This is a genomic window from Enterococcus sp. DIV1767 (genome assembly GCF_050542585.1).
Lineage (GTDB): Bacteria > Bacillota > Bacilli > Lactobacillales > Enterococcaceae > Enterococcus_D > Enterococcus_D innesii.
In genome coordinates this window covers 3,310,450-3,322,404 of record NZ_CP172936.1, presented here as the reverse complement: position 1 = coordinate 3,322,404, position 11,955 = coordinate 3,310,450, and the positions used below count along the sequence as shown (strand labels likewise).

Below are 11,955 nucleotides of genomic sequence, written 5' to 3'. Positions count from 1 at the left end.
TTAAGTGAAAGCTAGTACACGAATTTCACAGACGCAACAAATTTCGAGAATCGATCGTCGAATTTATGGTTCATTTATTGAGCACATGGGGCGAGCCGTTTATGAAGGAATTTATCAACCAAATCATGAAACGAGTGACGAAAATGGGTTTCGCCAAGATGTTCTAAAGCTTGTACAAGAGTTGTCTGTTCCAATTGTTCGCTATCCTGGAGGGAATTTTTTGTCTGGCTATCGTTGGGAGGATGGCATAGGACCGAAAGAAAATCGTCCTCAGCGATTGGACTTAGCATGGCAAAGCGTTGAAACAAATGAAGTGGGATTGCATGAGTATATGCATTGGGCGCAGAAGTGCGGGACTGAAGTGAATATGGCAGTTAATTTGGGGACACGGGGCATTGATGCAGCACGTAATCTTGTTGAATATTGCAATTTTGAGGGAGGTACCTATTGGTCTGATCTTCGAAAGCAAAATGGAGATGAAAAACCCTTTGCAATTAAGACTTGGTGCTTAGGGAATGAGATGGACGGAGATTGGCAAATTGGACATAAGACTGCAGAAGAATATGGTCGCTTAGCAGAAGAAACGGCAAAAGCAATGAAATGGGTTGATGATTCAATTGAACTAGTGGTGTGTGGCAGTTCCAGCAGTACTCGACCGACATTCGTGGATTGGGAATTAACGGTACTGGATCACACCTATGAATATGTCGATTACTTATCACTGCATCAATATTACGACAATAAAACAGATAACCTTGCTGAATTTTTGGCCAAGTCAGAAGATATGGATCGTTTTATCAAATCAGTAATAGCAATTTGCGACACGATGAAAGCAAAAAAACGAAGTGACAAGACGATGATGTTGTCCTTTGATGAATGGAACGTCTGGTACCACTCCAATGAAGAGACGGCGGCGCAAAAACCATGGACGGTAGCACCGCACATTTTGGAAGATATCTACAATTTTGAAGATGCTTTGCTTGTTGGCAGCATGCTCATTACATTGTTAAAGAATTCTGACCGAGTGAAGATTGCTTGTTTAGCGCAATTGGTAAACGTGATCGCACCGATTATGACCGAAAAAAATGGAACCGCTTGGAAGCAGACCATCTTCTATCCGTACCAACAAGCTTCATTGTATGGCCATGGCCAAGCATTAACGACAAAAGTTGATGTAGCAACTTATGATACAAACCAATTCAAGAATGTGCCCTATCTTGACAGTATTGCTATTTTGAACGGTGAAAAAAATGAGTTAGTCATTTTCTCTGTTAATAAGCATCGTTGTGAAGAAATTGCATTCACAGTTGATTCTGATTTGAGATTAGCTAGTGTCATTGAAGCTACTGAAATGGCTGATTATGATCCAAAAGCGGTTAATGGGCCAAATCAAGAGTTAGTTGCCCCTCGTGATTCGTTGGAGCGGATAGTGATTGACGGAGGAAGAGTTACAATTAACACAAAGCCGCTCTCGTGGAATATGACAAGAATTAGCTTGAATTAAAGAGGGCAATATGACCATGCCTGATTGTTTAATCAGGGATACAATACTCTTTTCAAGAACAGCCATATGTCTTTTTATGATGGAGGTCCTCAAAATGAATTTTTTCTTTACAAGTCCAGCGCAGGAATGGGAGGAAACGTTACCTATTGGAAATGGTAGTCTAGGGGGAATGATCTTTGGAAGTTTCCCTGAAAAAATTGGCTTGAATGATGAATTACTCTGGTCGGGATACGAATATGATAAAAATAGGCCAGAAGCTGCAAAGTATTTGTCAGAAGTACAACAAGCTATTTTAGAAGGCCGTTATCTAAAAGCAGGTCAACAAGTGGAAGCGGCTTTTTTAGGAAATTATACCGAAAGCTATTTGCCCTTGGGAAACCTGATCATTACGCAACCAGATCAAAAAGGAGCGATTGAACAGTATTGTCGTTGTCTTGATTTAAGTAAAAGTAAAGTAGAAATAACCTACCAAGGAAGGAAAGGTGTCTATCAGCGCGAGTATTTTGCTAGTTATCCTGACCAAGCCTTGTGGGGAAGATTCGTTGCTCCCGAAGCAGAATCCATTATTATTGCCTATGAGTCACAGTTACACTCAAGGGTTATCTACCATGCGAATGAAAGCTGTGTTGAAATACAGGTTAAATGTCCGGAACACGTAAACCCTAAATATATAAGCAATGAACGGGACTTTGTACAAGGGACACGCGGAGAAACACATATCTATGAATTAATCATTGAGAAAACGGATGGCAATCTGATTTTTGACAACGATCGACTTGTCATCGAAAACGCCCAAAATGTATCATTTCTTTTTAGAAGAAAAGAGTCACGAAAGGTTTCAAGCTTTGTAGAAGCGGAAAAGTGCCACAGGAAAGACTATCAAGAACTATTCAATCGCGTGGAGATGTCTTTAGGAGACCAAGTCCATTTGCCGCTGAATGAACGTATTGCAAGGGTAAAGGAAGGGCAATCAGATCCTGGACTAATCGCTTTATATTTTCAATATGGACGCTACTTATTGATCAGTTCTTCTCGCCCTGGGAGTCTGCCGAGTAATTTACAAGGAATCTGGAGTTGGCAGCTGCGAGCGCCTTGGTCCTGCAATTTCACAACAAATATCAATTTAGAAATGAATTATTGGTTAGCGGATACTTGTAATTTACACGAATGCTTTGTGCCTTATAGTAACTTTATTGAACAACTCTCTAGTGCAGGGGAAAAGACAGCCTGTGTTCATTATGGTGTAGCAGGATCTGTATGTCATCATAATACAGATCGTTGGTTTACAACCAATCCAGTGGGGGCTCCTTATCAATCCCAGACTGGTAGAGGCGATGCTTCTTGGGCAATGTGGCAAATGGGCGGGGCGTGGCTAGCCAGTGATTTGTACCGGCACTATGAGTACACGGGAGATAGGACTTACTTGAAAGAGGTGGTTTATCCAGTATTGCGAAAGTCTGTGATGTTCTTAGTCAATACATTAATAGAAAGTGATGGAACATATCATAGCTGTCCCTCTTCGTCACCAGAGAACCTGTTTTTCGATGCTGCTGGAAATAAATGCTCGTTGCATCTGTCAACTACAATGGATATCTGCTTAATCAATGAAAACTTCGATTTCTTCCAGCGAACTTGTGAATCACTAAGTATCCAAGATGATTTGTTGGATAGAATGAAGCGAATCCAACCATATTTAGCAACTGTAAAAATTGGATCGAAAGGTCAAATTTTGGAATGGCAAGAAGAATTTGAAGAAGTAGAACCCGGGCATCGCCACGTTTCTCACCTTTATGGGGCATATCCTGGTGAACTTTATAAGACAGATGAACTTTTAAATGCAACGAGAAAGTCAATTGCTCTGCGCTTAGAAAATGGTGGGGGACATACCGGATGGAGTAATGCTTGGTTAATCAATTTATTTGCTGTCTTAGGAGATTCGCAAAAAGCCTATCAACATATTCAGCATGCTATTTTGGAAGCTTCCTATAGTAATCTTTGGAGCAAACATCCACCATTTCAGATTGACGGTAACTTTGGTGTGGCCGCTGGGATTGCCAATCTGTTTGTTCAAGATCGCAATGGACGCGTTAAATGGTTGCCTGCATTACCAAATGAACTGAAAGATGGTTTTGTCAAAGGACTAAAAATCAAAGGGAATAAAACAGTTGAAATGCAGTGGAAAAACGGTGAGCTGATTAAAAAAAATATTTATTAGAAGTCGTCAAATAAGTGTTTGTAAAAAATACCGACGGCGACGTGACGAGTCAAATATTGGCTCTTTGTCATCCAGTCTATCAGGTTATTGAAGTTCCTCGCTGTTATTAGTAACCGAGGTTTCCGGCAAAATGGGCCGTTGATTATTATCTATTAGGAAGCAAACATCTTGATACTGTGGGGGTTCCCAGAATCTCACTGGATGGCCACGTTTCACCTAATAGAATATGGAGTAAAAGAGCGAGCAGCTGTCTTCTGATTTCTATTTGAGAGTCGAGCACCTGATCGAAACAGCTAGTAAGTGGAACAGAGTGCTCTGGTTAACAGACTTATGAAGGGATAAGCTATAGAACTAATTAGCAACTCCTCGTTGGGTTCTTTCCCTAAATCCATTGTACTCTGCAAAATCATACAACAACGAAATCATTTCCGGAAGGAATGGGTTGTTCAAAAATTTTATGTTTTATAGACGCTTTAAAAGCAGCGTATTAGGCAAAAATTCGTTTACGAGGACAGGTGAGTTGTACAAAAATTAAATCTGGGACTGAAAAATCACGTCTAATTCATCCGTTTTCTAAACTATAACACCAAAATTTTACGAATAAATTGAATGATTGCGTTTTCTTTTAGAGCAATCTCAATATTCTCTTTTCCTTTTTTAGCATCGCTAATTTGACGTCGTCTAGCAGGAACCATATTCAAGGGCAGCCTGTTTAAAGGAAAGAATTTCAGTTGTTTCGTTTCAGGTCCTTCAGTGATGGGACAGCCTGATACTATATTGCTTAGTAAAAGTATTTGAGTATCATTTCGTTCATTATTGATGTAAGAACCAATAATTTTCTCAATTTTTACATTGTAACCAGTCTCTTCTCGGGTTTCTCTAATTGAACAATCAAAAATAGATTCTCCCACCTCAAGCCTTCCTCCTGGTAAATCCCATAGGGGAAGGTCTCTTCGTTTTACCAACAAAACACGATCATTTGAAATGATCACACTAAAAACACCAATAGTTTTATCCATATAGGTCTCCTTTTTACTAATTGTATCATGGGAGTAACTATGTTTGTTTCGCTAAGGAAATTCTCAATAATCTATATTTAAAATAGGGCTCGTGATGGTTGTGAAGATCCGCACTGAAACGAAAGTCGATCATACGTTTTGATTAATTATGGATCTGATTATAGTTAACTAAGGTATCAAAGATAGTGTGGAAGGGGATATAAAACTTATATCCGTGGCTATTTTTGGCAAGGTAGGTTGTCTCAAGATTGTCAACATGTTTCCTCATAACTTGTCTGTTTATTCCGAAAAACTCAGCTAATTCCTTTATTGTCAGCATTTGTCTGGGGTGTCTATCGGTTATCACTAGGGTTGTCACCACCTTGTTTTTGTCTTTAGTATACACACGAGTTAAGCTGTATTTAAACGTTTCAGAAAACTCCTTACCGTCAGCTAGTGGCAAATGTGTGGCAGACTGACGGCGTGTGGCGTCAAAAATGATTTTAGCAGTCCCAGGCGAATCGCCCAGCACTGTGGGGATCCCATGGATATGAGCACAGATTTCCCTTATGCTCTTTTAAAGCGTTTGAGATTTCGAACGCTCTAAGACGAAAAACGAGCAGAACTTTGCTCGTTTTTTCGTTTAGTGAGTTACGCTACCACTAATATCAAATTTTAATGCTTTCGGAGCTTCAAATCTTAAATAGTATGTTCCTTTGCCTAGATTAGCTGAAAAAGAACCGTTTGTTGAGCCTTTAAAACTAGACGAAGCTGCAGTGCTAGAACCCACGAATTCTTTTTTCTTTATATATACTGTCATTGATGTACTCGAGGTTGCAGTTGTTCTTGTTTGTTTATGTGTTACTTTGTATTTTTTTGTTGAGCTTACTGACCAATCACTTACAGATGACCAAGACCAAATACCATATCCTTTGTAAGTAATATCGGTGGCTGCGTGTGCAACAACGGGAATTAGAAAGCTTAACACAAGCAATGAGTAAGCTACCTTTTTCATATATTTCTCCATGACTTATCCTCTAACATGATATAATAATATTACGATTGCATGTATACGATAATATATTGGAGAATTCATGAAAAACTTAAAATTAATTTCAATCCATTTTTTTATAATTATAGTTTCTTTTTTTGTATCCAGATGGTTTTTTATGGAATTTTTGTATCCTTTTTCGATGAGTTTTTTCCCTACTAGTGGATCTGTTGATTTTGTTATTCCATTGATACAGATATTGCTAATTACTTTTTATTTGTATTTATTTGTTCAAAGTTTTATTTCTGGTTTTTTTCCAAAATGGGCAATATATATATTTTATATTATTTATTATTTGTTATTAATTTATTTACTTTTTTTCAAAAATATTGGAATACAAGGAATTGAATGGAATCCTCTTATGTTCATTCAAGATTTACTGAGTGCTGTGGTATTGCTTAATATTGTTATGTTTATACCTAATGGTTTTTTATTTAAATTTAACAAGAAAAATTTACTCCTATTTATTTTGGTTATTTTTCTTGTAGAAATTAGCCAATACGTTTTTGCTTTAGGGATTTTTGATTTTGGTGATATTTTCACTAATACTTGTGGGTTCATTATTGGTTCTGCCATAAGTGAGACGCCATTATTTTCTAATTTTAAAGAGAAGATAAGGTAAAAAGGGGATTGTATCGAGTATGACTTTTGAATTGGTCTGTGTAAAAATGAGTGTGCGAAACGAAATTAGTTTAAAATTACAGTTGCAACAAAAATCCCTCCTACTGCGAATAGGAGTGATTTTTTTGCGCTGTTGCGACTCCGTGGTGAGGCTAGAAGGCAACTGCTTTGATTATCGGCTAATCGTCTAACCAGCGATCAACTAGCAAAAGTACTAGACCTACTAGAAGTAGGCCGATAATCCACGAAATTCGTTCTTCAATCACAGTGACAACCCATTGCGGACCAGTTACCGGTATTTAGTCTATCATACTAGCAGTTATGATATTTAAAGAGTAGAAAAGGCGATATGGTGCTGCCAACGGTTGTTCACAGGTTATTTGTGGCTCACTCGTGATCCAGCGATTGACGGTCGTTCTTTATCCTTAACACGAACAAGCAAATGGACGGATTTTTAGTCCACTTGCTTGTTCGATAAATTTATTTGATATAAATATATTGATTCAGTATAATTTCAATAATATTTAAACTTTTCAAAATATTAAATGTTCGGGTGAGAAATTCGAAAGAAAGGAGTATATATGAAAAATATGAAGCGATCAAAAAAAATGGTTGTTGTGGTTATTTTGTTTTTTGTGGTATTGATTGGGGGGGCTACAGGATTTGCTACAGTTCAAAAGAATAAACTCTCTGATTTGTATTCCCAAGTTTCTACGTGGGAAAAAACTGGGAGAACGTATACTACCAATGAAAATGGTATTGGGTATTCTGTTGTTGAACTTAGTACCGAAAATATATTCGAAGTGCCAGCCAGTCTTCCTATTACAGCTACAGATTATGAAAATGGCGTATTAGTTGATTACGATGGAAATGACAATGATTTTCAAGTGACATGGACAACAAGCGGAAACATCAGCGAAACGGTACACATGGATTCGAATTTTAACGTTATAGACGAAACAACAGGAAAAATAGTTTCTAGCGAAGATATGAAAGTTGTAAAAAATGTTTTTACTAGTGCGAAAGATAAGTGGAATCAAATCAATCAAAATTAGCAATAGTTAGGAGTGTTGTGCATGAAGAAATATTTGTTTTTATTGGGAGTAGTTGTGTCTTTGAGCGTATTGTTTTTTAAAAATGTTGAAGCTTCAGAAACGAAGGTCGCTACTATTGACAACGAAACGGTAGTTTTAGAAAAAGTTGAAGACTTAGAAACAATTAGCTCGATTTTAGAAGAACATGGTTACTCGAAAGAAGAAGTTGGAGCTGTATATAAATATACTATTGAAGATCCTGTACCAGTTTTTAATCGTACACGTGCTTACAGAGTGGATGTTCTATCTGCAGCTTATAGAAAGCATAAAATTGCTACAGGGGCAGCAGTTGGGGACTATTATAATAAGCGCTATAAGACTTTAAATGTTCGAAATGGTTATGAATGGGTAAGTGGGTATGCAGTTTATGTCAAGCAAGTAAGCACGACAGAGGAAGTTCTGGATCATATTCGAGTTTATAAGACATGGTAATATGCCATCTAAAAATGTGATTTTTGAAAGGAAATAAGAGGTATTTAGAAGTGAAAGTATTATTAGGCTCACAAGTAGACATTCTATTTTTAAACGATAAATTAGAAAATATTAGAGGTACAGTAATAAATATTTTTGAAGATTCTATGAGAGTAGAAGTTGAAACAACAAAAAAGCATTTAATCATATTGAAAACAGCAATCGCAACAATAACTCTTTTGGATTAACTCAGCTTTTTTACCAATTAGTTAACATAATCAAACTTTTTATACCAAGTAAAAAATTGAATTTGGAAGAAAATTTATTTTGAAATTAATTTATTAAAATAATTGGAGGATTTCTATATGGTTTTTATTGAACGAATAACGACGGAGGATATACTAAAAGTTCATGAAATTCAAAAATTAGGTTTTGAAAAATTGTATAGAAAGTACGGAGATAAAGAATCTCCTTATAATGAAACTAGCGAAGATTTTCTGAGAAAGTTTAATCGACCCAATAATTATATGTTTCTAGTTAAAAATTATAAAGAAAGTATAGGTTACATAAGGGTGGTTACTACAGATCAAAGAGATCAAGCTAGAATTGCGCCAATAGTTATACTCCCAGAGTATGAAAATTTGGGATTAGGAAAAAAAGTAATGCAACTGGTCGAAATGGAATTTAATACTGTAAAAGAATGGCATTTAGAAACTATTTTGCAAGAGAGCAGGTTGATACATTTTTATACTCAAATGGGATATAAACAAGAAAATATCACACCGATTCAAAACGGGATGGATGAAGTCTCATTTATCAAATTTTTTTAAAAAACGGTATTTAACGACTGGTTCACATAATCTTGACGATCAAAATATTAATAAGAGAAAATACCAAATGAGAACAGTCGCATCGATAGTATAGAATAGGTTCTAGATCTTTTCAACTGTCGATGTCAAACAGCCTTAATTTCCCCTAGTTACGACAGATGACGAAAAGTACTTAGAATATAAGCTTCTTTTGATATATAATGTTATCTAAGGGGATGAATCACTTCAAATTTTGGACATCGACAGAAACAGGCCTATAAAGCCTATTATTTCAATGTGTAGTAGGGGCGGGGTTCAAATCTAAAATAGTGGAATTTAAAGCTACTTGTTGACCGCTAGTAACAACCGTGTGATCTTGTCTAAATCTAAAACAAAGGAACGCCAAAAGCATTCAATTAACGATCGACCGAATCATCACAACATCAAAACTCCCAAAAAGACGGAGAGGCTAGTCACTTTCTAAGCTCAAAACAAACTTTCATCATCAATTTCCTCATTATAAACAATGTAATCCTCCAATGAACCTGCCATCAACTCAAAAACTGTCGTCCTTCCTTCTCAATCAACTCACACGTCTATTTATCCTCAAATAACGATGCCATCTGTCTTGCTTGCGCAAACAAATCCGTATCTTTGATCGCAAAACTTTTTCGAGCAGTGGCTAACGAATAGTAATCATAGCGCTTGCTCTTTTTTGCCAATAGCAGGGCTTGATCCGCGGCTCCTTTCGCTTCTTGGTGTTGCTGTTCTTGCAGATAAAGCAAGGCGACATTCAAATGAATCGCACACTGTAAAGACATAGTGTTTTCTAGTGCTTCGTATTTTTTTAGTTGTTGGATCAATTGGCGGGCGATGGCGTGGGCGATTTCAACTGGAAAGAGGTATAAAAGACAATTGATCAGCTTAATATCATCAAGGGTCCAGTCGGAATAAGCTTGAAGTGCATCCCAGGGAACCGTCAAAAGAACTTTGGGCAGGCAAGGAATTTCTTTTTCTGCATTCGTTGAGAGCGCTGTGAGAGAGTCGATTACATACAACAATAAGTCAATGGTTTTACTGACGGATGTTCTTTGGAAAAGTAAACATTGTTCTTTCAAAGCAAGCAATGCTTTTAGATCCTGGTTGGAAAACAAAGAGAAAAATTGATGCAAGATTTGTTGTTTTTCATTTAAACGGTATCCTTGGGCGATGTAAAAAAATTCCTCAAAACCGCAATCGATTCGCGCTAAAAGTGCGATAAAAAGGGTAACGGAGGGCGTTAATTTTTCATTCTCAAATTTAGATAAGGTGGTTCTTGAAAGCAGGTCTTTACAAACTTGCGCTTGCGTGATGCCACGGCTTTTTCTGATTTTACGATACGTGGTTCCTAAATTATTCATAGGCACCTCCTTGAGCAATGTGATTATAGTGTACATAAGATAATTTTACCCGTCAATCTGGTATAGTAGAACTATTAGACAGCTAGGCAACACCAGATAGAGGAGGCCCACAAATGAATCAGACAAAATAAAATCCTTTACTTAGCAAATGGCGATCAATAACTAGAAAAACGAGCAATCGTTATTTCTAAGTAAAGGTGGAAAACAAATGAAGAAGAATCAGGGATTTACTCAATTGATCATTGGCCAAACAGTGGCGAATGTCGGGGATACCATTTTTATTGTGGCAATTATCAGTTCTATTTTTAGCTGGACGGACTCTGCTTTGGCAGCGGCGCTTGTCCCAGTGCTAGTAACAGGAGGTGGTGTCATTTCCGGCTTTCTCTCACCGGTCATCACGAGTTATTTTCGCTTAGAACAAGTGCTGAAGGTCAGCCAGATGTGCAAAACAGCCTTACTCTTTTTTATGACCGCGTATCTCTATCTGAAAGCTGAAACGATGAATCTATTGGTTTTCTATTGCCTTGTCGCATTGATTTCGTTTTTGGACGGCTGTTCAGAACCAATTAGCCGTGCCTTGATCCCGAAATATGTGGAAAAGCATCGCCTCGTCAAAGCCAATGGAATATTCAATTCGATGCTTCAAACAGTCAACATCGGCAGCTGGGCGATCGGAACCTCCTTGCTGCGGGTATTTTTTGTTCATCAGTTAGTTTTATTAGACAGCTTTTTGTTTCTAAGTGCCTCGATAGTATTAGCGTTTTTGCCTAGAACGACTCGAGAAAAAAACGAAAAGCAGCCATTAGGACACCAGTTGTTTATTGGCTGGCGCTGGATTATGAAAGATCCTCTGGTTCGGGTGATCGTTGGTATGGACATGCTGGAAAGTATCGCCAATACAGCCTGGGTGTCCGCAATTGTGTTAGTATTCGTTCGAGAAGTGATGCAGGCACCTGATGCTTGGTGGGGCTATATCAACGCCACTTATTTTGTTGGCGCGTTGCTAGGAAGTGCGTTGGTGATGCGATTTTCCGAGCGGTTTGATAAAAACAAACGAACAGCGATTGTAATGGGCGCTGTCTTAGGCGGACTGATCACCGTTGCCGTTGCCCTATCAGGCGACCGCTTTTTGATTCTGGGATTATCCGTTTTAATCGGGCTTTTTTCCCAGATCAAAAATATTCCACAAGCCTCATTAATCCAACAAAAAGTAGCAGCCGATCGATTGGTTGCCATCTACGCTGCCTCAGGCATCTTAAATTCCGGTGTTTTTGCTTTATTCACATTGTTGATGGGACAGGTAGCAGATGTTTTTGATGTACGGTGGGTGTTTGTTCTTTCCGGCAGTTTATTGCTTCTAGTGGGGCTGATTGCAGGGAAGCTTAAAATCAGTTAAAAGTAAGAGAGATAGTAGTCAAGAGAACATCTTTTTTACGAGGATTTTATAAGATGAAACTAGCTTTAATAGTTTACTTTGATAATGGCATAGGAAGATGAAAAAGCAGATACAGCTAGTTAGGAACAGTCCCTGACTAGCTTTTTGTGTGGTGATCTAAACGCTCTTACATCGAGAATACAATGATTATTGTAGATTTGATCGGTAGCTAATCACAGATCATTCATATGCAAAAGCATTTCGTGGCTGAATGTTGAGATTGACTAAGTATGGGGCTGCTATAGGAGGAAAGCGCAAGCATCTCTATATAAAACTTGATTAATTGAAAAAAAAGCTTTGTATTGATTTGGAGTAAATTCACAATTTTTTTGAATATCTTTAATTTTCCAAGATTCCCCTAAAAAGCTCATCTAACAGCTCTTAACCTTATATACATTTACATATCTAACTCTTATC

11 protein-coding genes are annotated in these 11,955 nt (G+C 37.6%); 8 read left to right on the top strand and 3 right to left on the bottom strand.

Annotated elements, in window-relative coordinates; translation table 11 throughout:
- The first annotated feature begins 4 nt into the window (after positions 1–4).
- Positions 5–1,504, top strand: a complete 1,500-nt coding sequence (locus IGI78_RS15775) for an alpha-N-arabinofuranosidase (protein ID WP_195266362.1) — start codon at positions 5–7, stop codon at positions 1,502–1,504.
- A 94-nt stretch (positions 1,505–1,598) separates the two neighbouring features.
- A complete protein-coding gene (locus tag IGI78_RS15770) occupies positions 1,599–3,719 on the top strand; it encodes a glycoside hydrolase family 95 protein (RefSeq protein WP_195266360.1) in 2,121 nt (706 codons plus the stop codon).
- 578 nt (positions 3,720–4,297) lie between these two features.
- Here IGI78_RS15770 and IGI78_RS15765 read toward each other — a convergent pair.
- Positions 4,298–4,738: an NUDIX hydrolase gene (locus tag IGI78_RS15765; protein WP_195266359.1), complete on the bottom strand. Its 441-nt coding sequence runs from the start codon at positions 4,736–4,738 to the stop codon at positions 4,298–4,300.
- Positions 4,739–5,360: 622 nt separating this feature from the next.
- Positions 5,361–5,744 carry a hypothetical protein gene (locus IGI78_RS15760; protein WP_195266357.1) on the bottom strand — a complete coding sequence of 128 codons (384 nt, stop codon included), beginning with the start codon at positions 5,742–5,744 and terminating at the stop codon, positions 5,361–5,363.
- 142 nt (positions 5,745–5,886) lie between these two features.
- On the opposite strand from IGI78_RS15760, the gene IGI78_RS15755 reads away from it, so the two are divergent.
- The 5 genes from IGI78_RS15755 (at position 5,887) to IGI78_RS15735 (ending at position 8,724) form a co-directional block, all read left to right on the top strand.
- On the top strand, positions 5,887–6,390 hold the full coding sequence (locus tag IGI78_RS15755; protein ID WP_195266355.1) for a VanZ family protein: 504 nt from the start codon (positions 5,887–5,889) through the stop codon (positions 6,388–6,390).
- A gap of 580 nt (positions 6,391–6,970) precedes the next feature.
- Positions 6,971–7,444, top strand: coding sequence for a hypothetical protein (locus tag IGI78_RS15750; RefSeq protein WP_229045664.1), 474 nt, complete (start codon positions 6,971–6,973; stop codon positions 7,442–7,444).
- Between the two features lie 21 nt (positions 7,445–7,465).
- Entirely contained in the window at positions 7,466–7,915 is a 450-nt protein-coding gene (locus IGI78_RS15745; RefSeq protein WP_229045663.1) for a hypothetical protein, read from the top strand.
- Between the two features lie 50 nt (positions 7,916–7,965).
- Positions 7,966–8,142 (top strand): hypothetical protein, encoded by a 177-nt coding sequence (locus tag IGI78_RS15740; protein ID WP_195266351.1) that lies wholly within the window; start codon positions 7,966–7,968, stop codon positions 8,140–8,142.
- Positions 8,143–8,259: 117 nt separating this feature from the next.
- Positions 8,260–8,724, top strand: a complete 465-nt coding sequence (locus IGI78_RS15735) for a GNAT family N-acetyltransferase (RefSeq protein ID WP_195266349.1) — start codon at positions 8,260–8,262, stop codon at positions 8,722–8,724.
- A gap of 575 nt (positions 8,725–9,299) precedes the next feature.
- Here IGI78_RS15735 and IGI78_RS15730 read toward each other — a convergent pair.
- Complete coding sequence (locus IGI78_RS15730; protein WP_229045662.1) at positions 9,300–10,103, bottom strand: helix-turn-helix transcriptional regulator; 804 nt, start codon at positions 10,101–10,103, stop codon at positions 9,300–9,302.
- 208 nt (positions 10,104–10,311) lie between these two features.
- Between IGI78_RS15730 and IGI78_RS15725 the strand changes: the two genes are divergently transcribed.
- Complete coding sequence (locus tag IGI78_RS15725) at positions 10,312–11,499, top strand: MFS transporter (protein WP_195266345.1); 1,188 nt, start codon at positions 10,312–10,314, stop codon at positions 11,497–11,499.
- Positions 11,500–11,955: the final 456 nt, after the last annotated feature.

Bases quoted from the DNA above. Each gene is read 5' to 3' on its own strand.
- IGI78_RS15770 (WP_195266360.1), top strand. From the start codon at position 1,599: ATGAATTTTTTCTTTACAAGTCCAGCGCAGGAATGGGAGGAAACGTTA.
- IGI78_RS15765 (WP_195266359.1), bottom strand. From the start codon at position 4,738: ATGGATAAAACTATTGGTGTTTTTAGTGTGATCATTTCAAATGATCGT.
- IGI78_RS15760 (WP_195266357.1), bottom strand. From the start codon at position 5,744: ATGGAGAAATATATGAAAAAGGTAGCTTACTCATTGCTTGTGTTAAGC.
- IGI78_RS15755 (WP_195266355.1), top strand. From the start codon at position 5,887: ATGGAATTTTTGTATCCTTTTTCGATGAGTTTTTTCCCTACTAGTGGA.
- IGI78_RS15750 (WP_229045664.1), top strand. From the start codon at position 6,971: ATGAAAAATATGAAGCGATCAAAAAAAATGGTTGTTGTGGTTATTTTG.
- IGI78_RS15745 (WP_229045663.1), top strand. From the start codon at position 7,466: ATGAAGAAATATTTGTTTTTATTGGGAGTAGTTGTGTCTTTGAGCGTA.
- IGI78_RS15735 (WP_195266349.1), top strand. From the start codon at position 8,260: ATGGTTTTTATTGAACGAATAACGACGGAGGATATACTAAAAGTTCAT.
- IGI78_RS15730 (WP_229045662.1), bottom strand. From the start codon at position 10,103: ATGAATAATTTAGGAACCACGTATCGTAAAATCAGAAAAAGCCGTGGC.
- IGI78_RS15725 (WP_195266345.1), top strand. From the start codon at position 10,312: ATGAAGAAGAATCAGGGATTTACTCAATTGATCATTGGCCAAACAGTG.